Annotated in this window: 22 protein-coding genes; 10 read left to right on the forward strand and 12 right to left on the reverse strand. The window is 43.6% G+C overall.

Annotation, left to right across the window (positions count from 1 at the left end; genetic code table 11):
* A partial coding sequence (locus BACCELL_RS12875) for a tetratricopeptide repeat protein (protein WP_428829207.1) occupies positions 1-409 on the forward strand: 409 nt, incomplete at its 5' end.
* Here BACCELL_RS12875 and BACCELL_RS12880 read toward each other — a convergent pair.
* From BACCELL_RS12880 to BACCELL_RS12905, 6 genes are all read right to left on the reverse strand, one after another.
* The gene (locus BACCELL_RS12880; RefSeq protein ID WP_007212252.1) at positions 402-1439 is read right to left on the reverse strand and encodes a glycosyltransferase; all 1038 of its coding nucleotides are present in this window, start codon (positions 1437-1439) and stop codon (positions 402-404) included. The genes BACCELL_RS12875 and BACCELL_RS12880 overlap by 8 nt on opposite strands.
* 12 nt (positions 1440-1451) lie before the next feature.
* Positions 1452-2567: a UDP-galactopyranose mutase gene (glf, locus tag BACCELL_RS12885; RefSeq protein ID WP_007212253.1), complete on the reverse strand. Its 1116-nt coding sequence runs from the start codon at positions 2565-2567 to the stop codon at positions 1452-1454.
* Positions 2568-2986: 419 nt separating this feature from the next.
* On the reverse strand, positions 2987-3778 hold the full coding sequence (locus BACCELL_RS12890) for a biotin--[acetyl-CoA-carboxylase] ligase (RefSeq protein ID WP_007212255.1): 792 nt from the start codon (positions 3776-3778) through the stop codon (positions 2987-2989).
* The gene (locus tag BACCELL_RS12895) at positions 3775-4131 is read right to left on the reverse strand and encodes an MmcQ/YjbR family DNA-binding protein (protein WP_007212256.1); all 357 of its coding nucleotides are present in this window, start codon (positions 4129-4131) and stop codon (positions 3775-3777) included. The genes BACCELL_RS12890 and BACCELL_RS12895 overlap by 4 nt, the downstream gene beginning before the upstream one ends.
* A 40-nt stretch (positions 4132-4171) precedes the next feature.
* Entirely contained in the window at positions 4172-5920 is a 1749-nt protein-coding gene (locus BACCELL_RS12900; RefSeq protein WP_007212257.1) for an AAA family ATPase, read from the reverse strand.
* A 105-nt stretch (positions 5921-6025) separates the two neighbouring features.
* Entirely contained in the window at positions 6026-6391 is a 366-nt protein-coding gene (locus BACCELL_RS12905; protein WP_007212259.1) for a YraN family protein, read from the reverse strand.
* Positions 6392-6484: 93 nt separating this feature from the next.
* On the opposite strand from BACCELL_RS12905, the gene BACCELL_RS12910 reads away from it, so the two are divergent.
* From BACCELL_RS12910 to BACCELL_RS27410, 3 genes are all read left to right on the forward strand, one after another.
* Positions 6485-6718, forward strand: coding sequence for a hypothetical protein (locus tag BACCELL_RS12910; RefSeq protein WP_007212260.1), 234 nt, complete (start codon positions 6485-6487; stop codon positions 6716-6718).
* Between the two features lie 34 nt (positions 6719-6752).
* A complete protein-coding gene (locus BACCELL_RS12915; RefSeq protein ID WP_007212261.1) occupies positions 6753-7187 on the forward strand; it encodes a nucleoside deaminase in 435 nt (144 codons plus the stop codon).
* 88 nt (positions 7188-7275) lie between these two features.
* Positions 7276-7455, forward strand: a complete 180-nt coding sequence (locus tag BACCELL_RS27410; RefSeq protein ID WP_007212262.1) for a hypothetical protein — start codon at positions 7276-7278, stop codon at positions 7453-7455.
* On the opposite strand, the gene BACCELL_RS12925 is transcribed toward BACCELL_RS27410, so the two are convergent.
* The 3 genes from BACCELL_RS12925 to BACCELL_RS12935 form a co-directional block, all read right to left on the reverse strand.
* Positions 7456-7770: a DUF4834 family protein gene (locus tag BACCELL_RS12925; RefSeq protein ID WP_007212263.1), complete on the reverse strand. Its 315-nt coding sequence runs from the start codon at positions 7768-7770 to the stop codon at positions 7456-7458.
* Between the two features lie 68 nt (positions 7771-7838).
* Positions 7839-8537 carry a CDP-diacylglycerol--serine O-phosphatidyltransferase gene (gene pssA / locus BACCELL_RS12930; protein WP_007219623.1) on the reverse strand — a complete coding sequence of 233 codons (699 nt, stop codon included), beginning with the start codon at positions 8535-8537 and terminating at the stop codon, positions 7839-7841.
* A 7-nt stretch (positions 8538-8544) separates the two neighbouring features.
* On the reverse strand, positions 8545-9234 hold the full coding sequence (locus tag BACCELL_RS12935; protein WP_007219622.1) for a phosphatidylserine decarboxylase family protein: 690 nt from the start codon (positions 9232-9234) through the stop codon (positions 8545-8547).
* 170 nt (positions 9235-9404) lie between these two features.
* Here BACCELL_RS12935 and dnaE point away from each other — a divergent pair, with 170 nt between their 5' ends.
* The 6 genes from dnaE to BACCELL_RS12965 all read left to right on the forward strand — a co-directional run bounded on the left by dnaE (position 9405) and on the right by BACCELL_RS12965 (position 19941).
* The gene (dnaE, locus tag BACCELL_RS12940; RefSeq protein WP_007212266.1) at positions 9405-13199 is read left to right on the forward strand and encodes a DNA polymerase III subunit alpha; all 3795 of its coding nucleotides are present in this window, start codon (positions 9405-9407) and stop codon (positions 13197-13199) included.
* A 65-nt stretch (positions 13200-13264) separates the two neighbouring features.
* A complete protein-coding gene (gene trxA / locus BACCELL_RS12945; RefSeq protein ID WP_007212267.1) occupies positions 13265-13582 on the forward strand; it encodes a thioredoxin in 318 nt (105 codons plus the stop codon).
* Between the two features lie 47 nt (positions 13583-13629).
* Positions 13630-13968 carry a hypothetical protein gene (locus BACCELL_RS12950; protein WP_007212268.1) on the forward strand — a complete coding sequence of 113 codons (339 nt, stop codon included), beginning with the start codon at positions 13630-13632 and terminating at the stop codon, positions 13966-13968.
* A 219-nt stretch (positions 13969-14187) separates the two neighbouring features.
* Positions 14188-15408, forward strand: a complete 1221-nt coding sequence (locus tag BACCELL_RS12955; protein WP_007219620.1) for an efflux RND transporter periplasmic adaptor subunit — start codon at positions 14188-14190, stop codon at positions 15406-15408.
* A gap of 24 nt (positions 15409-15432) precedes the next feature.
* A complete protein-coding gene (locus tag BACCELL_RS12960; protein WP_007212270.1) occupies positions 15433-18564 on the forward strand; it encodes an efflux RND transporter permease subunit in 3132 nt (1043 codons plus the stop codon).
* A gap of 3 nt (positions 18565-18567) precedes the next feature.
* A complete protein-coding gene (locus BACCELL_RS12965) occupies positions 18568-19941 on the forward strand; it encodes an efflux transporter outer membrane subunit (protein ID WP_007212271.1) in 1374 nt (457 codons plus the stop codon).
* Positions 19942-19946: 5 nt separating this feature from the next.
* Here BACCELL_RS12965 and BACCELL_RS12970 read toward each other — a convergent pair whose 3' ends face one another.
* The 3 genes from BACCELL_RS12970 to porX are packed head-to-tail and all read right to left on the reverse strand — an operon-like array spanning position 19947 to position 22209.
* On the reverse strand, positions 19947-20162 hold the full coding sequence (locus tag BACCELL_RS12970) for an immunity 17 family protein (RefSeq protein WP_007212272.1): 216 nt from the start codon (positions 20160-20162) through the stop codon (positions 19947-19949).
* A gap of 6 nt (positions 20163-20168) precedes the next feature.
* Positions 20169-20594, reverse strand: coding sequence for a tRNA (adenosine(37)-N6)-threonylcarbamoyltransferase complex ATPase subunit type 1 TsaE (gene tsaE, locus BACCELL_RS12975; protein WP_007219619.1), 426 nt, complete (start codon positions 20592-20594; stop codon positions 20169-20171).
* A gap of 25 nt (positions 20595-20619) precedes the next feature.
* Entirely contained in the window at positions 20620-22209 is a 1590-nt protein-coding gene (gene porX / locus BACCELL_RS12980; protein WP_007212274.1) for a T9SS response regulator signal transducer PorX, read from the reverse strand.
* Positions 22210-22211 lie beyond the last annotated feature (2 nt).

Raw genomic sequence — 22211 nt, forward strand, 5'->3', positions numbered from 1 at the left:
GTTGGAACCGAAAGGAATTGAATTCTTGCAGTATCATTCCGAAGATGTTCCTGCACTTGTGTCGTGTGCCGAAATGGAGATGATGAGAGGCAAGGAAAAAGATGCCGTCAAAACTTATGAAAAGGTTTTGATGCTGGATGCCAATAATCTGCAAGCCAATATTTTCCTGGGGAGTTATTACTACCTGCAAGCAGAACGCGAAAAGAAGAAGCTGGAGGATGATTATAAGAAAATAACTTCTCCTACACGGATGCAATACGCCCGTTATCGTAACGGACTCTCTGATGTCTACTCCAATGTTTACTCCAAAGCAAAGGACTATTTGCAGCGTGTGTTGCAACTGTTTCCTTCCACAGAGGCGGGAAATACCTTGGAAAAGATCAGGAAATTGGAAGCGGAAATTAAGTAAGCTGTAATAGGCTTTCTGCGTTTTCTACTGCTCTTTTGCAATAATAACCCGAGGCAATCTTTTTATTGATCTCCTTTATATTTCTGACCATTTCGTTATAGGATTCTGCGGAAATGGATGATAATATGGAGTCTAACTCTTCCAGTGAATCAATACATACGCCTATTTTGTTCTCTGCAACAAATGAGGCCAATGCTGCTTCTTTCCATATAATTATGGGAAGATTGCAGCGTATGTATAAGGATACCTTGTGTGGGTTGTTTATCCTCAGGTATATCCCGAAATCTCCCGAGCAAGTATGGATAGAGTCTCCTTCCCATATTAAGCCAAAGTGGGCGCTGACTTGTTCTATTAACTGATCAGAAGGCACAAAACCTTTAAATTTGAACAACGTCTTGTCTTCTATTTTGGCTTCCTCGAACCCTCCGCCGTAAAGTTCAAATTGCCATTTTGACATCACATCATTCAAAGAGTACAGGTATCTGTTTTTCTTGTAAGTCAGTGCTCCTGCATAGATCACCTTAATTGGTTTCTGATTAGGTTCCTGTGTATTGTTGTTTACGGAAGGAGATAGATAATCGAAAATCTCCAGGCATACCATAGGTTTGGTGTATCCTTGTTCTTTCAGCCATATCTCCATCTTATCGTTGTGTACGATCAGTACATCCGAATGGTTGAGGCGTTTGATTTCCTGCTCTGCTGTCAACTTCTTTCTTCTGAAAGTTCCCAAGTCATGGATAATCGTGATAACCTTTCCCCGTTTCAAGTGTATGATATTACATACGAAAGAGTAATACTTCTTGAAAGGATACTGGACGACTACCACGTCATTGGCAGAAACTGTAAACAAAACTTTTAATACTCCGGCAAGGGTTATTAAAAAGCCTGCTATCTTGTTGGAATAAGTGGTTTGCGGTAGTCCGGCATTTTTATATCCCAGTTTAGAGAGAGTCTCTTCTATATCTGTTTTTGCCTTATTACCTGCATTGTTCAGGCCATTATAGTTTTTGGATAGATAATATCGGGTCATTATTTTGTTCTTTTAGATTGATAACTCCTTTTTAGTGAGCAATATGGCGGATGCAATAGTATCATCCATATCGAAATATGCATATTGTCCCAAACGTCCTCCGAAAATGACACGGGAATCTTTTTCAGCCAATAACTTATACTTATTGAAGCATTTTAAATTCTTTTCATCATTGATGGGATAGTAAGGTTCGTCGGAAGGTGTGTATTCCTGAGGATACTCTTTGGTTATGATGGTTGAAGGCTGTTTTCCGAATTCAAAATGTTTATGTTCGATGATTCGTGTAAATGGGTATTTAGCTTCATTGTAGTTGATTACGGCATTACCTTGATAATTGTCAATATCCAGATGGATATGTTCAAACTTCAGGCTCCTGTAATCCAGTCTGCCAAACTTATATTCAAAATACTCGTCGATGCAACCTGTGAAAAGTATCTTTTCTGCTATACTCTGAAAATAAGGTATATTGTTAAAATAGTTCGTATCGATTTGAACATCGATATCCTTTAACAGATTGTTGGTGAGTGCAGTGTATCCATCTTTAGGGATACCTTGATAGGGATCGTTGAAGTAGTTATTGTTATATGTAAGGCGGAAAGGTATTCTTTTGATGATGGAAGCCGGCAGTTGGTTGGCGGGGCGTCCCCATTGCTTTTCCGTATATTCCTTAATAAAAGTGTAATATATGTCGTCTCCGCAAAGTTTCAGTGCTTGTTCTTCTAGATTAGCAGGCTGGGATATGTCTTTATATTTAGAGCATTGTTCCTGAATTTTATGTTTTGCTTCTTCTGGAGTATTTACGTTCCATAACTTATTGAATGTATTCATATTAAAAGGAAGATTGTAAAGCCTTCCTTCGCTGTATGCCAAAGGGGAGTTAACGTAATTATTGAATTTTGCGAATCTGTTTATGTAATGCCAGACTTCTTCATTGTCCGTATGGAATATATGTGCTCCATACCAATGTATTTTTATATCACTTTCTTCTTTGGTGTAAATATTTCCTCCAGTGTGGTTGCGCTTGTCAATGACCAAGCATTTCTTTCCGTTTTCATTCATAATCTGAGCAAAAACAGAACCGAATAAACCGGAACCCACAATGAGATAGTCATATATATACTTTTTCATTTATTTAATGCTTCTGGTTTGCAAAGTAACAGAAAAATAAAATCTTATCAAAGCATTTGAATATGTAAAAGTATGTGGTGCAATGCAATTATAGCGTTATCCGTCTGGCAAACGAGTTGGCTACGTATTATAAATGTAAGCGGAATTATGATAAAGCTTATTTCTGCTCTCATGGTGTATGCCGAAATGGAGATGATGCGGAGGAAGGAAAAGGATGCATATCAATGCAATGAGTGAAGCACAAAAATGGAGGGTAGAAATAGTCTTGATTATTAGTGCTTTACAAGGAGTTAACTTCCTGTCGACAAGAAGTTAACTCCTTGTTGACAAACTCCTAACTTCTTGTCGACAAGGTCTTGATATGAGTGAAATATGACTTGAGTTCAAGTTCTAAATGCGACACCTGTTTTTTGAGTTTGTCAAAGAATGTATTGTACTTCCTTAAACAGATATCCGCGTACCTTTCCTGCCTGATCTTCAAGAATAAATCGCCCGTCCGGTTCTACGCATAACAGGCGTGCAAGGAATTCACCGTCTGCGTCGGCATAGCGGTGGAAACCTTCCCGACGGAAAAGAGAGCGGGCATATCGTTCGGCAATACAGTTGGCGGCATTGCCCGAAGAGTCTGTTTGCAGAAGGATATAGTATTCTTTGAGTCGCCTCATGATATTGGCGAGTATCAGATAGCGTTCATGTTCTTGTCCTGTGATCTGCTTTAGAGATACCGGGTTGGGAGCGTCGCTCCGAAAGGTTTCCTGGTTTATGTTGACACCAATACCGGAAATGCTGCGTCCAATGTGATGTCCGGAGAGGTCGTTTTCTATCAGTATGCCGCAAATCTTCTTTTCGTTCCAGTAGATGTCATTCGGCCATTTGATGGAAATGCCTTTTGTCCATTCGTCCAACTCCTCTTTAATGGAAAGGGAGACGATTTGAGAAAGGATGAATTGGCGACGGGCTTCAATAAAAGTAGGATAGAGCACGAAACTGAATGTGATGTTCCGGCAATCTTCTGACTCCCAACTGTTGCCACGCTGCCCTTTACCGGCAGTCTGGCGCTCGGCTATGACCGTCGTGAACTCTCGGACAGCGGATTGCTGTTCGTTGCAAAGTTGAGTTAAATAGTTATTCGTAGAGTCTGTTTCCGGCAATATGATCAGTGGGACAGGAAACTCTGCGGGAGTAATCATCAAATTCAGTTCTTTCTTCATATCAGGGCATCATATTCGGTACGCATTTTCTTGGTGAATTTCTTTAGTACTTCCTCATAAGCATGGTCGATGAGGCTCTTTATCAGTTTATCGTCCACATCTCCGTCAAGGAAGATTTGGTTCCAGAATTTCTTGTTAAAGTGGTAGGCGCCCTCAATAGCTGAGTAATGCTCACGCAATTCTATTGCATACTCCGGATCACACTTCATACAGATTTTGTTAGAGCCTTCCAAGTCAATCAGTACAAACATCTTATCCATCACTTTCATCACAAGTGAATACTCGTCGAACGGAAGACATTCCGTTACGGCTTTTTTGGCGAGACAGTATTCGCGGGCGGTTTCTATATCCATACTTTCTGTTTTTAATTTCTATTAATTTGCGGGTGTCCGGTTACGAAATTTGCTTGAATTTCACCAAATCCCATCCGCGGAACACTAGGGCGATTGCGATAATTTCCGTAGTACCTTTCTTTTCCTGTACTTTCGGACAGGCTACATATTGCGCCAACTGTATTCCTGCATCTTCCAGCAACTTCTCCACTTCTGCATCTTTGGCGTCGCGGGGGCAATACTTCACTTCAATGGCATAGCTGTACGGCATATCGGGCAGTTGCGGAAGGTTGGGTATCAGGTAGAAGTCGGAGAAGCCTTTGTTCATTTCGTATTCGGGCATTGTTATGTAGTAACTGTTCATGCCCATATAGCTGAGGAGAAAGCCCTTGACGTGCGCTTCACCTTCCATGAATTCGCGGATGGAGCTTTGTTCCTTTAGCCGGGTGGCGATATATTGGAAGTAGCTTTCCCATTCACGGGAATAAGCCATGCCGTACATCAGTTGATTCAGTTCGTCAACATCCAGGTTCATGTGTCCGGCGGTGCGGTATGCGTCTGCCAGATAGCCGTATAGTTGTTCACGCACCACTTGGTTGGGGATTGTCAGTTGCAGCATCGGTCCGCGTGTACCCGCTATTGTCAGCATTCCGTAATAGAAGAGCAGACTCTTGAAATTATCCGTTTGCGCTATCTCCACGGCGGGGAAGGACTCTTTTATCCTGCCAACCGTTTCACCCTGTGTGATGATTTCTTGAATGATACTGGCATTTTTGCCGAAGTTTTTGTCTATAAGGATGAGGTGGCGCAGTTTGTTATAGTCAGTGCGGCAGTTGGTGTCGAGCATGTTTTCGGGTGGCAGTTGCGTGCTTAAATAACTGTTCACGAAGTAGAGAACCATATCTGAATTATACATTGGCAGTTCCTTTAGTGAACGACCTGAGAAACAGTAATTATCATACCACGGTTTCATCATGCTGATCAACTCATCGACGGGATGAATGATTTTTCCTTGCTGCCGGTAGTATTCCAGCAATTCCCGTACTTCGGCTTCGGTGAATCCGATCATGTTGTTGAATACCGGGTTGGTGCTTTGATTGCTGGCGATATTGAAGCCACTTGTGAGATCGTCCATCGTTACAGGGCTGACACCGGTGATGTACATACGTTCCACAACCCTGTCAGTATAGTCTTTGACGGTTTTGAGAAAGTTCCGCAGAAAACCGTCGCCATGGGTGAGGGAGCGATAACGGGTATTGCCGTAGTTGACCAGTACGTTGTTGGCAAAGTTATCGTATTCGTCGAGGATGAGGTACATCTTCAGGCCTTGTCTCCGCAATGACAGGCATACCGCGGTCAGCTTCTCGGAAGCCACTTCTTTTTGTTGTACCATTTCAAGGGTGTCTGGTGGCAGTAAATCTGCATATTTCAGACAAAAGTCCGTAAATATCATGTCGCAGTTACTGTTGAATGAGGCTTCCATTTTTTCCGGGTCGGAGACGATACTGGAGAAGCTCATCTTCAGCACAAGATACTTGTTGCGGTCTGGGGTAGGATGTTTTCCCACGTATAAGTTGCCAAACAGTTCATCAAATTGTTTTTCTGTCTTACAATCATAATAGCATTCCAGCATATTGAGGAAAAGACTCTTCCCGAAACGACGGGGGCGGACGAAAAAGAAGAAACGGGCAGTCTGTTCTATCTGTCTGATATATTCCGTCTTATCGACATAATAATAGTTATTACGGATAATTGCAGGAAAGTCTGTCATCCCGTAAGGGATTAGCTTAGTGGAATTTGCCTGATTCATAAATAGAGTTTTTTTAGAATATTTCCGAACGAAGATAGAGAGTTTTCCCGAAACGGGCAAGAAGAATTACGAAAATGCTGTGTAAAAGCACTTTTCATGTTTGATTCAGAACATTGGCGGATAAAATGCATCTTTGATATGCTTTATTTCAAATGCATCAGCTTCACCGACAACGGTAATGATATCAAAGCGGACAGGGGCATCAATACTGAAATGTTTGATGTAAGCATCAGCGGCTACTACAATATGGCGTACTTTCTGCCAGTTAACAGCATCTTGCGGTTCGATGTACTCTGTATTACTACGGGTTTTCACCTCCACCACAATTAATAGTCCGTCCTTGACTGCCACAATGTCCAGTTCGAGACGGTTTTTTCGCCAATTACGGTGGTTGATGGTGTATCCGTTACGTTCCAGATACGCCACTGCGGCGTCTTCTCCGGTCTTTCCGAGGGTATTGTGTGCTGCCATACCTATATTCGTCCTTATTTTTAGCTGTTTCTATGCAAAAATACGTTTTTTCTGCTTTGTATTTACAGAAGTAAAACTAATTTTGCAGGAAATATGAGAAAGAGAGATAAAACGTGTGCGAAAGCAACACCCGAAGAACCCAAACGCGAACAGCGTATTGTTTGCCTGATGAGCGAGGAAGAGCTGCGGATTGTAGACCGTTATCTGGAGAAATACAAGATAACGAATAAATCGCGGTGGCTGCGGGAGACTATTCTCATGTTTATCCATAAGAATATGGAAGAAGATTATCCGACCCTTTTCGGTGAGCATGATATGAGACGATAAAGAGAATTCTTTAATCCTAATTAAATTGAAGCGGATGGACGATAACTATTATATGAAACAGGCGTTGATTGAAGCACGTAAGGCTTCCGAAAGAGGAGAAGTGCCCGTTGGCGCAGTCGTTGTATGCAAAGACCGTATTATAGCTCGCGCCCATAACTTAACAGAAACTTTGACTGATGTGACTGCTCACGCTGAAATGCAGGCTATTACTGCCGCAGCCTCTACTCTTGGCGGAAAATATCTGAATGAATGTACTCTCTATGTTACAGTAGAGCCTTGTGTTATGTGTGCGGGGGCGATTGCCTGGGCCCAGATGGGAAGACTTGTGTTTGGTGCCGGAGATGAGAAACGTGGATATCAGCGTTATGCATCTCAGGCCTTGCACCCGAAAACGGCAGTTTCACAGGGTGTTCTTGGTGAAGAGTGTGCAGTGCTTATGAAGGATTTTTTTGCGGCAAAACGTCGCTGAATTCTAATATAGTTCCTTTTTTTGATCTGTATTTCGTATTTTATCCGTATATTTGACTACTTAACAGATTCTTAAAATACATTATGTAATGGAATATCATCGTATATCTTTTATTCACAACGATACAGAGTATTCATTTATCAAAGCTATGAATGACAGGTTAGTGGGATATGCCTTAATGTCTGCTTGCCGACTGGAAGTTCAAATTTATATGAAGGAGAATAATCTGAGAGGTAAATACATTCTTACCGGCATGGCAAAAATCTGATTACTCTTTAATTTCTTCAAAATCCACGTATTCTCCTTCATCTTTAGAGAAAAGTTTCTTGTGTTTTCTATGGATATCATTTCCAGGGGAAGTTGTTTCTCCGTTGGATTGCGAAGAAGCATCTTGTTGTTGATCACCCGAGAAAGAATAACCTCTACCGGATTGATAACTTCCTCCGCCATTCTGGTAAGTACCTGAAGAACTACGACGTTTCCCCAGTCCGAAAACTGTTCGGAGAACGGTGCCGATGATGCTGAGTCCGATGACCAGAATAACGACTATAATGACAAATAAAAATCCTAAGATGTGAAACATGGGCTAATCGTTTTTATATATTGTTCGTCTTACGAACGATAGTACAACAACCGTGCCAAAAGATTTGTTTAGAGCTTCTTTCTCACAAACCAGCACAGAATGATGTACCAGCCAATGACAGCTGCAAGTCCTACAAAAATAAGCAAAGGAATGCTGACTATCAAAAACAAATAACGGATTTTATTTTCTTCCCAAGAGAAATTCTTCAGTTTGAAGGCGAACATTGGGAATTCAGATACCAGTAACAGAGAGAATAATACAATGCAAATCAATAAACCATACAGGACTGCTCCACCTTGTATCAGCCAATCATGGTATTGTGCCGCTGCTGCTGCCCAAAATAAGGTATTGGCAGGAGTATTTAGGCCGATGAATGAGCTGGTCTGGCGTTCGTCAATATTAAATTTAGCCAAACGCAATGCTGAAAATACAGCAATGAGGAAAGCAAAATAGGGAACATATTCTTGAAAACTACTCATCCAGTCGGGATAAGTAGTTTCGCGTAATAGAGAGAATACAATTACTGAGGGTACTACTCCGAAGCTGACGTCATCTGCCAAAGAGTCCAATTCTTTTCCAATAGGAGAAGGAGCATTCAGCAACCGCGCTGACATTCCGTCAAGGAAGTCAAATACAGCGCTGATAATAATGAAGGTAAGAGCCCATTCATACTTGAACTCGAAAGCCATAACACATGCAATACAGCCTGAGAACAGATTCAGACATGTCAATGTATTGGGGATATGGCGGGTAATACAGTTAGGCATTGTTTAGTTATTTTAGTTTGGCTATCACAGTCTGGTTTCCTGTAGTGGTTTGTCCCATCTTTACGAACACTTCTGTACCTAACGGGAGATATACATCTACACGGGAACCGAATTTGATAAAGCCCATGTGTTCATCGATATAACAGTCTTCACCGGGTTCGGCATAGGTGACGATGCGTCGTGCCATCGCTCCGGCAATCTGACGTGCCATTACTTCTACACCTTCGGGAGTTTCAATTACCACTGTAGAACGTTCGTTGTCCGTACTGGCTTTCGGTAACCAGGCTTTCATGAACTTTCCGTTATGATGGGCTACCTTCTTCACGGTTCCGTCTACCGGATACCAATTAGCGTGTACATTGATAACACTCATAAAGATGGAAATCATGAGCCGACGATCGTGGAAGTATTCATTCTCATCCACTTCTTCTATAACTACTATTCTACCATCGGCAGGTGCCACCACTATTTTCTCGGTGTCTTCCTGGCCAAACAGGCGGATAGGGCATCGGAAAAAATTCACCAGCATTCCATACAGGACAATACTTACCACAGCTACGATATAGAATGGCAATTTGCATTCTAATCCAAAGTAGAGAGCGGAATTAACAACCAGTAGCAACAATAAACTGCCGGCCAGTGTATGTGTCCCCTCACGGTGAATTCGTATCTTTTTTAGTTTTTTTAGTCGACTCATGTAAGTTGTTTTATTCTTCGAATAGAAATTATCGGCAAAAATAGGCTTATTTTGAAAATCTAACAAGCATTTGGGGCGAGAAATGCAGATGTTGATAACTTTTAGGGAAATATTTTTGTTAGGTCTTATATACGTTGTACTTTTATGCTCTCAATTGAAAGGAGATATTTATGCAGGATTTTGTTCATTTGCACGTTCATACCCAGTACTCCCTCCTCGATGGTCAGGCCAGCGTAAGCGCGTTGGTGGACAAGGCTATGAAGGATGGAATGAAAGGGATAGCCGTGACTGACCACGGTAATATGTTCGGCATTAAAGAGTTCACAAATTACGTTAACAAGAAGAATGGTGGGCCGAAGGGAGAGATTAAAGATCTCAAAAAGCGGATAGCCGGTATTGAAAGTGGTGAGATAGCTTGCGAAGACAAAGACGCGGAACTTGCTGATTGTCGTGCGAAGCTTGCGGAAGCGGAAAATAAGTTGTTCAAGCCGATAATCGGTTGTGAGATGTATGTAGCACGCCGCACCATGGATAAGAAAGAAGGTAAGCCCGACCAGAGCGGTTGGCACTTGATTGTGTTGGCTAAGAATGAGAAAGGATATCATAATCTGATAAAACTGGTATCCAGAGCCTGGACAGAAGGATATTATATGCGTCCGCGTACAGACCGTAACGAACTGGAAAAGTATCATGAAGGATTGATCGTTTGTTCAGCTTGTATTGGTGGTGAGGTGCCTAAAAAGATACTTAACGACCAATTGGAAGATGCAGAAGAAGCCGTGCGTTGGTACAAAAATCTTTTTGGTGAAGATTATTATCTGGAGTTGCAACGCCATAAGGCAACCGTGCCCCGTGCCAATCACGAAGCTTATCCGCTACAGCAGAGGGCGAATGCCAAGCTGATAGAGTTTGCCAAGAAATACAATATCAAACTTATTTGCTCCAACGACGTTCACTTTGTAAACGAGGAACATGCTGAGGCACACGATCGTTTGATTTGTCTGAGTACGGGTAAAGATCTGGATGACCCTAAACGCATGCTTTATACCAAACAAGAGTGGATGAAGACAAAAGCTGAAATGAATGAATTATTTGCAGACATTCCCGAGGCTTTGTCCAATACGCTGGAAATCCTAAATAAAGTAGAATATTATTCAATCGATCATGCGCCTATCATGCCGACTTTTGCTATTCCTGAAGATTTCGGAACAGAAGAAGGGTATCGGCAAAAATATACTGAGAAGGATTTGTTTGATGAGTTCACTCAGGACGAAAATGGTAATGTAGTATTAAGTGAAGAGGCTGCCAAGGCTAAAATCAAACGCTTGGGCGGATATGAAAAGTTATATCGTATAAAATTAGAAGCGGACTACCTTGCCAAACTTACTTTTGACGGTGCTAAAATATTCTATGGTGATCCTCTGTCCGAAGAAGTAATGGAACGATTGAAGTTTGAACTTTACATTATGAAGACGATGGGTTTCCCAGGGTACTTCCTTATTGTACAGGACTTCATTGCTGCCGGGCGTAATATGGGTGTCTCGGTAGGTCCGGGACGTGGGTCGGCAGCCGGTTCGGCAGTAGCGTATTGCTTGCAGATTACAAAAATCGACCCCATTAAATATGACTTGCTGTTTGAGCGTTTCTTGAATCCCGACCGTATCTCCTTGCCTGATATCGATATCGACTTTGATGATGACGGACGTGGTGAAGTGCTTCGCTGGGTGACACAAAAGTACGGTCAGGAAAAAGTGGCGCATATTATCACATATGGTACGATGGCTACCAAACTTGCTATCAAGGACGTGGCCCGTGTGCAGAAACTTCCTCTGTCGGAATCTGACCGTTTGGCCAAATTGGTTCCCGATAAGATACCTGATAAAAAGCTGAACCTGCGGAATGCTATTGATTATGTTCCTGAATTGCAGGCGGCTGAGGCTTCTCCCGATCCTTTGGTGCGTGATACGCTGAAATATGCTAAAATGTTGGAAGGTAACGTACGCGGTACGGGTGTGCATGCCTGTGGTACGATTATTTGTCGTGACGACATTACCGACTGGGTGCCTGTTAGTACGGCTGATGATAAAGAAACGGGTGAAAAGATGCTCGTTACTCAATATGAAGGTTCGGTAATTGAAGATACAGGTTTGATTAAGATGGACTTTCTGGGATTGAAAACATTGTCAATCATCAAGGAAGCTGTAGAGAATATTCGCCTGCACCGCAAGCTGGAGTTGAATATAGATAAAGTGCCTATTGACGATCCTGCTACTTATAAACTATATAGTGATGGGCGTACGATTGGTACATTCCAGTTTGAGTCTGCCGGTATGCAGAAATATCTGCGTGAGTTGCAACCTTCTACTTTTGAAGACTTGATTGCAATGAATGCTCTCTATCGTCCGGGACCTATGGATTACATCCCGGATTTTATCGACCGTAAGCATGGGCGGAAACCGATTGAGTACGATATTCCTGTCATGGAGAAATACCTGAAGGATACGTATGGTATTACGGTATATCAGGAACAGGTGATGCTTTTGTCCCGTCTGTTGGCTGACTTCACTCGTGGTGAGTCCGATGCCTTGCGTAAAGCGATGGGTAAAAAGCTACGTGACAAACTGGATCACATGAAACCTAAGTTCGTTGAAGGCGGACGTAAGAATGGACATGATCCGAAAGTACTTGAAAAGATTTGGGGAGACTGGGAAAAGTTTGCATCCTATGCTTTTAACAAGTCTCATGCTACTTGCTATTCATGGGTAGCTTATCAGACGGCCTATCTGAAAGCTAATTACCCTGCCGAGTATATGGCAGCCGTAATGAGTCGAAGTTTGTCGAACATTACCGATATCACTAAGCTGATGGACGAATGTAAGGCTATGGGTATCAAAGTTCTTGGTCCGGATGTGAATGAGAGTAATCTGAAGTTCACTGTTAACCCGGAAGGAAATATTCGTTTTGGTCTTGGTGCAGTGAAAGGTGTAGGCGAAGGTGCCGTGCTGAATATCATGGAAGAACGTGAGAAGAATGGTCCTTTCAAAGGTATATTCGACTTTGTGCAACGCGTCAATCTGACAGCTTGTAATAAGAAGAATCTGGAATGTCTGGCTTTGGCAGGAGGTTTCGATGAGTTCCCGGAATTGAAACGCGAGCAATATTTTGCCGTGAACTCTAAGAATGAAGTTTTCATGGAAACTTTGGTACGATATGGTAACCGTTATCAGGCAGATCAGGCAGCTGCCGCCAATTCCTTGTTCGGTGGTGAGAATGTAGTTGACATAGCTACTCCCGAAATTCCTGAAGCTGAACGCTGGAGTGATCTGGATCGTCTGAACAGGGAACGTGATCTGGTGGGTATCTATCTTTCCGCTCATCCGCTGGATGAATATTCGGTTGTGTTGCAACATGTTTGCAATACGCGTATGGCTGAACTGGAAGACAAAGCGGCACTTGCCGGACGTGAAATAACGATGGGAGGAATTGTTACTTCTGTACGCAGGGGCATCAGTAAGAATGGTAATCCTTACGGCATAGCCAAGATTGAAGACTATTCCGGTTCGGCGGAACTTCCTTTCTTTGGTAATGATTGGGTGACCTACCAGGGGTATCTGGGTGAACGTACTTTCCTCTTTATAAAAGCGCGTTGCCAGCCTAAACAGTGGCGGCAGGATGAATTGGAAGTAAAAATTACCTCTATGGAATTGTTGCCGGATGTAAAGGAGAAGTTGATTTCCAAAATTACCATTCTGATACCGCTTTCCGTGCTGAACCAGGCTTTGGTTACAGAGCTTGCGGCGCTAATGAAAGGGAATCCCGGAACGACGGAACTTTATTTCAAAGTGAGTGATCCTGATAGTAAGACAGTGGTAGATATGATTTCCCGTCCGGTGAAACTTTCCGTAGGACGTGAGTTAATCTCTTATTTAAATGATCGTCCGGAACTGGAATTCCGGATAAATTAGTATCTTTGCTTCCATAAAGATTTTGACAGTAATCATTAAACATTAAATAATTAATCAATAACGCAATGGCTTTAGAAATTACAGACAGCAACTATAAGGAGATCCTTGCAGAGGGTAAACCTGTAGTAATTGACTTTTGGGCCCCGTGGTGTGGTCCTTGTAAAATGGTAGGTCCTATCATTGAAGAATTGGCAGAAATGTACGAAGGACAGGTTCTTATCGGTAAGTGCGATGTAGACGAAAATGGCGATGTAGCTGCTGAATACGGTATTCGTAACATCCCTACTGTACTATTCTTCAAAAACGGTGAGTTGGTTGACAAACAGGTAGGTTCTGCTTCCAAATCAGCTTTTGATGATAAGATAAAAAAAATGCTCCTCTAAAGAGCATAATATAAATAAGGTATTAACCCTTAAAAAAACTAACTATTATGGGACTGGAAGACGATTTCTTAAAGGATGATCTCGATGACGAAAAAACCATCGAATACATCAAGAATTATTTGCCGCAGGAGTTAAAAGAGAAGTTCTCTGACGACGAATTCTATTATTTCCTCGATTTGATTGACGAGTATTATTCTGAAAGCGGCATTCTGGATGTAGAGCCGGATGAAGAAGGATGTGTCGAAGTGGATCTGGGGCAAATCGTGGATTACATCATCAAGGAAGCCCACAAAGACGAGATGGGTGACTATGATCCGGAAGAAATCCTGTTCGTGGTTCAAGGTGAACTGGAATATACGGAGTCATTGGATGATGATGAAGAATAGAAAGGTTCAGTTAAGTAAAAAAGGAGTCCGGACAGTTTGTTCGGACTTTTTTTGTGGAATTATTCCACACTTGTAGAGCAGATTCTACACTCTTCATTATTCTTGTTAAGCCATTTAATGCGTTGGCTATGAATAATAAAGGTGCAACCATCGAACTTTGGCACGCCAGTTGTGTTTTTTATTTATAGGGTTTTTAACATTAACATAAACAGAGAGCTTATGAAATCGTTTTTAAAGAAGAGAGAAATCAGAATAACGAGAAGGCAGGCAGTGATTGCCGCAATAGCTGTAGTGGTGTTGGTAGCAATTTATTGGTTTGTTACCCACCGACCGGCACCTGCACCGGATCTTCCGGTGGTAGCTGTGGAACCGGTGATACAGGATGACGTGGAAATCTATGGTGAATATGTAGGACGTGTCCGTGCCCAGCAATTTGTAGAAGTCCGTGCCCGTGTAGAAGGGTATCTGGAAAATATGCTTTTTGAAGAGGGTACCTATGTGACGAAGAATCAGGTATTGTTTGTTATCAACCGCGACCAGTATGCCGCGAAGGCAGACAAGGCGCGTGCGCAACTAAAAAAGGATGAGGCACAGGTACGCAAGGCACAGAACGACCTGGAGCGTATCCGTCCTTTGTATGAACAGAATGCTGCCAGTAGGTTGGATTTGGATAATGCAGTGGCTGCCTATGAAACGGCTGAAGCAAGTGTTGCTATGAGTCAGGCTGATCTGGATCAGGCAGAGTTGGAATTAGGATATACCATTGTTCGCTCACCGCTTGCAGGGCATATCAGTGAACGATATGTAGACCTTGGTACGCTGGTGGGGACGGGTGGTAAGTCTTTGCTTGCTACCATTGTGAAGAGTGATACAGTACTGGTAGACTTTAGCATGACAGCATTGGATTACCTGAAAACCAAAGAACGTAATGTGAATCTGGGACAAAAGGATTCTACCCGTTCCTGGCAGCCCAATATTTCTATAACACTGGCAGATAACACTGTTTATCCCTTCAAAGGTTTGGTTGACTTTGCTGAACCGCAGGTTGACCCACGTACTGGTACATTCTCTGTTCGTGCCGAAATGCCCAATCCAAAACATGTATTACTTCCGGGACAGTTCACTAAAGTGAAGCTCTTGCTGGATGTACGGGAGAATGCAACAGTAGTTCCCCTGAAATCCGTTATCATCGAGAAAGGTGGTGCTTACGTGTTTGTAATGCGCCGTGATTCCACTGTAGAACGTCGTTTTATAGAGTTAGGCCCTGAATTCCAGAACCAGGTAGTAGTGGAAAGAGGTCTGGTGCCGGGTGAGACAATAGTGGTGGAAGGATACCACAAACTAAGCCCGGGTGTAAAAGTTAAGGTTAATAATGCCCTGTTGAAGAAAGAAGACGAAGATCAAAGTCAGACACCGGATTCGGCTAAGACTGAAAAGTAATTGACGAACATAAAACAGACGCATATGAAAGTAAGTTTCTTTATAGACAGACCGGTATTCTCGGCTGTCATCTCCATACTGATTGTCATTGTGGGTATCATCGGATTGACGATGCTCCCCATTGACCAATATCCACAGATTACGCCACCGGTGGTGAAGATTAGTGCTTCGTATCCCGGTGCCAGTGCACTGACAGTATCACAGGCGGTAGCTACACCTATCGAACAAGAATTGAATGGAACACCGGGAATGCTCTACATGGAGTCCAACAGTTCCAATTCCGGTGGCTTTTCCGCTACAGTGACATTTGATATTTCCGCTGACCCCGATTTGGCGGCAGTAGAAATACAGAACCGTTTGAAACTGGCGGAGTCCCGTCTTCCGGCAGAAGTGGTACAGAACGGTATATCCGTAGAAAAACAGGCAGCCAGCCAGTTAATGACTATCTGTCTGATGTCTTCTGACCCGAAGTTTGATGAAATCTATTTGAGTAACTTCGCTACACTGAACGTACTCGATTTGCTTCGTCGTATTCCGGGTGTAGGGCGTGTCTCCAATATTGGTAGCCGCTACTATGCCATGCAGATTTGGGTGCAACCGGACAAATTGGCAAACTTCGGACTGACCGTAGCCGATTTGCAGAATGCTCTGAAAGATCAGAACCGTGAGTCTGCAGCCGGTGTGCTGGGGCAACAACCTGTACAAGGATTGGATATTACCATTCCTATTACGACTCAGGGACGTCTTTCTACTGTAGGGCAGTTTGAAGAAATCGTAGTTCGTGCGAATGCGGATGGTTCCATTGTTCGTTTGCGCGACGTGGCACGCATCTCGCTGGAGGCATCTTCATACAATACGGAGAGTAGTATCAACGGTGAAAATGCAGCGGTGTTAGGCATTTATATGCTTCCGGGTGCCAATGCTATGGAAGTGGCAGAGAATGTGAAGAAGGCAATGAATGAAATCAGTAATAATTTTCCCGACGGATTGAGTTACGAGATTCCATTTGATATGACGACATATATTTCAGAGTCTATTCACGAAGTATATAAGACTTTGTTTGAAGCATTGATATTGGTAATTATCGTGGTGTTCCTGTCACTGCAAAGCTGGCGTGCTACACTTATTCCGATTGTAGCAGTACCTATTTCCCTGATTGGTACGTTCGGCTTCATGCTTATATTCGGTTTTTCGCTCAATATACTTACATTGCTTGGATTGGTACTTGCCATTGGTATTGTGGTGGACGATGCTATTGTGGTAGTGGAAAACGTAGAACGCATTATGCACGAAGAGAAACTGCCACCTTACGAGGCTACGAAAAAAGCGATGGAAGGATTGACGGGAGCGATTATTGCTACGTCTCTGGTATTGGCGGCTGTGTTTGTACCGGTTAGTTTCCTTGGTGGTATCACAGGGCAGCTTTATCGTCAATTCACGGTGACAATTGTGGTTTCCGTATTACTTTCTACGGTGGTTGCATTGACTTTGAGTCCGGTAATGTGTTCGTTGATATTGAAACCGGAATCGCATAAGCGAAAGAATATCGTATTCCGTTATATCAACTATGCACTGAATATGGGCAACCGTAAATATGTTCGCCAGATTTCACGTGTGATAGGAAATCCTCGCAGAGTACTGGCTGCATTTGGTGTGGTACTGATAGCTATCTTACTGATAAATCGTTTGATACCGACCAGTTTCTTACCTGTGGAAGATCAGGGTTACTTCAAAGTGGAACTGGAACTGCCCGAAGGCGCTACACTGGAGCGTACACGTACTGTGTCGGAGCGTGCAGTAGAGTACCTGATGTTGAATCCGGCTGTAGAGTATGTGCAGAGCGTGGTGGGTAGCAGCCCTCGTGTAGGTAGCAGCCAGGCACGTAGTGAACTGACGGTTATTATGAAGCCGTGGGGGGCACGTGATGGACAAACCATTGATGAGGTGATGGCACAAGTGAAAAAGGATTTGCAGGAATATCCTGAATGTAAAGTATATCTTTCCACGCCACCGGTCATCCCGGGATTGGGAAGCTCGGGTGGTTTTGAAATGCAGCTTGAGGCACGTGGAGATGCCACATTCGATAATCTGGTGCAAGCTACGGATACATTGATGTATTATGCATCACAGCGTAAGGAGTTATCCGGACTGTCATCATCTTTACAGGCGGATATTCCGCAACTCTATTTCGACGTGGATCGTGATAAGGTAAAACTGGCGGGAGTGCCGTTGGCAGATGTCTTTTCAACCATGAAGGCTTATACAGGTTCGGTATATGTGAACGACTTCAATATGTTCAATCGTATTTATCGTGTATATATTCAGGCTGAAGCACCTTATCGGGAACACAAAGAAAATATCAACTTGTTTTTTGTGCGTGGGGCGGATAATGTAATGATACCGTTGACTTCTCTCGGAACAACTTCCTATACAACTGGACCGGGTAGCATCAAGCGCTTCAATATGTTCAACAGTGCCGTAATTCGTGGTGGAGCGGCGGATGGTTACAGTTCCGGTCAGGCCATGGAAATCATTGAGCAGATAGCTCGCGAACATTTGCCGGAAAATATAGGTGTAGAATGGAGTGGACTTTCTTATCAGGAGAAACAGGCCGGAGGACAGACAGCAATGGTATTGGCATTGGTATTCCTATTCGTATTCCTCTTCCTGGCAGCACTTTACGAAAGTTGGACAGTGCCCATTGCGGTGTTACTTTCATTGCCCATCGCTGCGCTGGGAGCCTACCTCGGAGTGTGGCTGTGTGGATTGGAGAACGACGTCTATTTCCAGATCGGATTGGTAATGCTGGTCGGTCTGGCGGCAAAGAATGCAATTTTGATTGTAGAATTTGCTAAAGAACAAGTAGATCGTGGAGCGAATGTGGTTAAGGCGGCTTTACATGCATCGCAGCTGCGCTTCCGTCCTATCCTGATGACGTCATTGGCATTTATTCTCGGTATGTTGCCGATGGTTATTGCCAGCGGACCGGGCTCGGCAAGCCGTCAGGCTATTGGTACCGGTGTATTCTTTGGAATGATTTTAGCTGTGACGATAGGTATTCTTTTGGTACCGTTCTTCTTTGTACTGATTTATAAGGCGAAGGCAAAAGCGAAGAGTACGAATATTAAGAAAGTTACGAAGCGATTTAAACGATAAGTTATGAAAAGAAAATATACAATATATTACATGATGGCGTTGGTGTTATTGTTCAGTTCCTGCCAGTTGGGTAAACATTATGTACGTCCGGAACTGAATCTGCCGCAACAGCTTGACTCAACGGAACAGGATACGCTCTCTCTTGCTGACCGGCAATGGTGGGAACTCTACACCGATACTACGCTGCAAGCGCTCATAGAGCGGACGCTCGAATATAATAAGGATATGAAGATAGCTGCCGCACGGGTGAAGGAACTGGCAGCAATGAAGCGCATCGATTTTGCTAATCTTTTCCCGCAAGTCAGTGGAAAGCTGTATGCGGACAAGGAAGCGGAAAATTATGGCGGAGACAATTATGATTCAGACCGGAGCTATGAAGCTAAGGCAATCGTTTCATGGGAAGTGGATCTTTGGGGAAACTTACGTTGGGCGAAAGATAAGAGTATGGCGGATTTCTTAGGTTCGATAGAGGCGCAACGGGCACTGAAAATGAGCTTGGTGGCAGAAGTGGCCCAGGCATACTTTGAACTGGTAGCTTTGGATAATGAACTGGCCATTGTCCGTCAGACACTGAATGCCCGTAAAGAAGGTGTGCGGTTGGCAAAGCTTCGTTTTGAAGGTGGACTCACTTCCGAAACCTCTTATCAGCAGGCGCAGGTGGAATTTGCACGTACTGCAACATTGGTACCGGATCTGGAGCGAAAGATTTCCATTAAAGAAAATGACATTGCTTTCCTGGCAGGTGAATATCCACGGAAGATAGAACGCTCGGTGCTACCCGAAGAGGTTAAATTGCCGGAAAATCTTCCTGTAGGACTTCCTTCCACATTGCTGGAACGCCGTCCGGATGTACGTCAGGCGGAACAGAAATTGATTGCGGCAAATGCGACAGTAGGCCTTGCGTATACCAATATGTTTCCCCGTTTGGCTCTGACAGCACATTATGGTTTGGAGAGTGCTGAATTCTCGGATTTCCTGAAATCACCTTATCATTTCCTGAGTGGTTCCCTGTTGACGCCGTTATTTGCGATGGGTAAGAACCGGGCGATGCTGAAGGCCAAGAAAGCAGCGTACGAACAGGAGGTTTACTCTTACGAGAAATCAGTGCTGACGGCTTTCAAGGATGCGCGGAATGCGATTGTAGATTTCAATAAAATAAAAGATATCTATGAGTCACGCCTGCAACTGGAACAAGCTGCACAAACAAATGTGGAGTTGGCTCAGTTACAGTATATTAATGGCGTAATCGGATATCTGGACGTGCTGGATGCACAACGTGGATATTTCGATGCACAGATCGGATTGAGCAATGCGATACGGGATAAGCAGATAACACTGGTGCGGTTATATAAGGCACTCGGTGGGGGATGGCAGTAGGAGGGTTAAACCTCCGGTGTATTCAGGAAGAAGAATACAGACATCCCGATAAGAATGATTCCCAGTACGCCATAGAATAACCGGGCACGTTTTCTTCCTACACTCTTTACGGCGAACTGTGTGTTGCGGGCAGTGAAAAACCACTCCCAGTCAAACACAGCCGCCAGTAATGAGATGATGCCGGCCACTACGAATATACCTTGTACGATGTATTGGCTCATAAGATATTAATCCAGATTTTCCATTGTCAACTTGCGCGAACCGTCTTCCAGTTCCTCAATAGTCACTTTAATTGTGTTGCCAGGCAACAGTTCTTCCACTAGTTCCGGCCATTCAATGAAACAGAGTGCACCACTGTAGAAGTAATCTTCGTATCCCATATCATATACTTCTTCCAGCTTCTTGATCCGATAGAAGTCGAAATGGTAGATCAATTCTCCTGCTATGTCCGAACGATATTCATTGATAACGGCAAAGGTGGGTGATGTAACGACGTCTTCAACGCCCAACTCCTGGCAAAGTGCCTTGATGAAAGTAGTTTTACCGGCTCCCATTTTTCCATAGAGAGCGAAAACAGTATTGTCCCCCATAGCAGCGATAAACTCGCGGGCGGCTTCATGGATGTGCTCCAGAGATTGAATTTTAATTTCCATACTATATTTAATTATGATTTTACTTTCAGTTTCGTCCACTTAGTGTGATAAGTGGGATAATCATCTCTTCCATCGAAATGCCTCCATGTTGGAAGGTATCGGTGTAGTAGCTGACGTAATGGTTGTAATTATTGGGATAGGCAAAGAAATCCCGACCTGTGGCGAAGATATAGCGTGTACTCACGTTGGGTGAGGGGAGGTGTATCTCAGAAGGGCGGGTGATTTCAAACACCTGTTTGGGATTGTATGCCATGTTGCGTGACAGTTTATAGCGCAGGTTGGCATTAATTTCTTTACTGTTGCTTTGCACCTTTACCGGGTTATCTACGCGAATGCTGCCGTGATCGGTGGTGATGATAACCCGATACTGACGGCTGGCAAGTGCTTTCAGCAAGTCGCTCAGCGGTGAATGGCGAAACCAGGAAAGGGTGATACTACGGTAGGCTGCCTCGGTAGAGGCGAGTTCACGTATCATTTTGCTTTCCGTTCGGCTGTGACTCAACATGTCGATAAAATTGAATACGGCAACATTGAGGTCATTCTGCGCTAAGGCGGGTAGTTGTGCCAGCAGACGTTCTGCACTGGAAGCATCGTTTATTTTATGGTAAGAGAAAGTATCATTGCGGCGATAGCGTTCTATAATGGTACGTATCAGTGGAGCTTCATTCAAATTTTTGTTTTCCTCTTCGTCCTCATCTATCCATAATTCGGGAAAAAGCTTAGCTATCTGGTCAGGCATCAGCCCGGAAAAGATGGCATTGCGGGCGTATTGTGTGGCAGTGGGCAGAATGCTGAAATAGAGTTGCTCTTCAATGTTGAATAAACCGGATAATTCATTGGCAAGAACGCGCCATTGGTCGTACCGGAAATTATCAAGTACAATAAAGAAAATCTTTTCACCTTTGTCCAGCAGAGGGAAAAGGATACGTTTGAAAAGGTCCGGGCTCATCAGAGGGCGGTCGGTGTTTTCCGAAGAGGGTTTGCGTGTGTTAGTTGCCCCTTTTTCGTCCGATACCCAGTTGGCATAGTTCTTCTTTATGAATTTGGCAAAGGCAGAATTAGCTTCTGCTTTCTGCATGGCAAGCATCTCGCTCATAGGGCTGTCTGTAGCTTCCAATTCCAGTTCCCAGTATACCAGGCGGCGATATAATTCCATCCAGTCGGTTGCCGTCAGTGAGTCATTGATTTGCATGCCTATCTTACCGAAATTTTGTTGATAAGCGGTTTGTGCAGCTTCGCTGACTATATCCCGACGATGCAGATTCTTCTTTAGCGACAACAATATTTGGTTAGGATTGACGGGTTTGATCAGGTAATCCGCAATCTTTTGTCCGATAGCCATGTCCATGATGTTCTCTTCTTCACTCTTGGTGATCATGATAACAGGGACGGTGGGGCAGATTTCTTTTATTAATGCCAGAGTTTGCAGACCACTCAGTCCGGGCATGTTTTCGTCCAGAAAGATTAGGTCGTAGGTTGTAGCGCGGCAGCGGTCGAGTGCATCCTGTCCGTTGGTTACGGTATCTACTTCGTAGCCTTTGCCTTCCAGAAACAGGATGTGCGGTCGCAACAAACTGATTTCATCGTCCACCCAAAGTAATCTATCTCTCTTCATAT

Source organism: Bacteroides cellulosilyticus DSM 14838 (genome assembly GCF_000158035.1).
Classification (GTDB): domain Bacteria; phylum Bacteroidota; class Bacteroidia; order Bacteroidales; family Bacteroidaceae; genus Bacteroides; species Bacteroides cellulosilyticus.

Coding starts and splice junctions, on each gene's coding strand:
- BACCELL_RS12965 (WP_007212271.1), top strand. CDS start 18,568: ATGAAAAGAAAATATACAATATATTACATGATGGCGTTGGTGTTATTG.
- BACCELL_RS12925 (WP_007212263.1), bottom strand. CDS start 7,770: ATGTTTCACATCTTAGGATTTTTATTTGTCATTATAGTCGTTATTCTG.
- BACCELL_RS12905 (WP_007212259.1), bottom strand. CDS start 6,391: ATGGCAGCACACAATACCCTCGGAAAGACCGGAGAAGACGCCGCAGTG.
- porX (WP_007212274.1), bottom strand. CDS start 22,209: ATGAAGAGAGATAGATTACTTTGGGTGGACGATGAAATCAGTTTGTTG.
- BACCELL_RS12955 (WP_007219620.1), top strand. CDS start 14,188: ATGAAATCGTTTTTAAAGAAGAGAGAAATCAGAATAACGAGAAGGCAG.
- tsaE (WP_007219619.1), bottom strand. CDS start 20,594: ATGGAAATTAAAATTCAATCTCTGGAGCACATCCATGAAGCCGCCCGC.
- BACCELL_RS27410 (WP_007212262.1), top strand. CDS start 7,276: ATGGAATATCATCGTATATCTTTTATTCACAACGATACAGAGTATTCA.
- BACCELL_RS12890 (WP_007212255.1), bottom strand. CDS start 3,778: ATGAAGAAAGAACTGAATTTGATGATTACTCCCGCAGAGTTTCCTGTC.
- glf (WP_007212253.1), bottom strand. CDS start 2,567: ATGAAAAAGTATATATATGACTATCTCATTGTGGGTTCCGGTTTATTC.
- pssA (WP_007219623.1), bottom strand. CDS start 8,537: ATGCCTAACTGTATTACCCGCCATATCCCCAATACATTGACATGTCTG.
- BACCELL_RS12960 (WP_007212270.1), top strand. CDS start 15,433: ATGAAAGTAAGTTTCTTTATAGACAGACCGGTATTCTCGGCTGTCATC.
- BACCELL_RS12895 (WP_007212256.1), bottom strand. CDS start 4,131: ATGGATATAGAAACCGCCCGCGAATACTGTCTCGCCAAAAAAGCCGTA.
- trxA (WP_007212267.1), top strand. CDS start 13,265: ATGGCTTTAGAAATTACAGACAGCAACTATAAGGAGATCCTTGCAGAG.
- BACCELL_RS12970 (WP_007212272.1), bottom strand. CDS start 20,162: ATGAGCCAATACATCGTACAAGGTATATTCGTAGTGGCCGGCATCATC.
- BACCELL_RS12950 (WP_007212268.1), top strand. CDS start 13,630: ATGGGACTGGAAGACGATTTCTTAAAGGATGATCTCGATGACGAAAAA.
- BACCELL_RS12935 (WP_007219622.1), bottom strand. CDS start 9,234: ATGAGTCGACTAAAAAAACTAAAAAAGATACGAATTCACCGTGAGGGG.
- dnaE (WP_007212266.1), top strand. CDS start 9,405: ATGCAGGATTTTGTTCATTTGCACGTTCATACCCAGTACTCCCTCCTC.
- BACCELL_RS12915 (WP_007212261.1), top strand. CDS start 6,753: ATGGACGATAACTATTATATGAAACAGGCGTTGATTGAAGCACGTAAG.
- BACCELL_RS12900 (WP_007212257.1), bottom strand. CDS start 5,920: ATGAATCAGGCAAATTCCACTAAGCTAATCCCTTACGGGATGACAGAC.
- BACCELL_RS12880 (WP_007212252.1), bottom strand. CDS start 1,439: ATGACCCGATATTATCTATCCAAAAACTATAATGGCCTGAACAATGCA.
- BACCELL_RS12910 (WP_007212260.1), top strand. CDS start 6,485: ATGAGAAAGAGAGATAAAACGTGTGCGAAAGCAACACCCGAAGAACCC.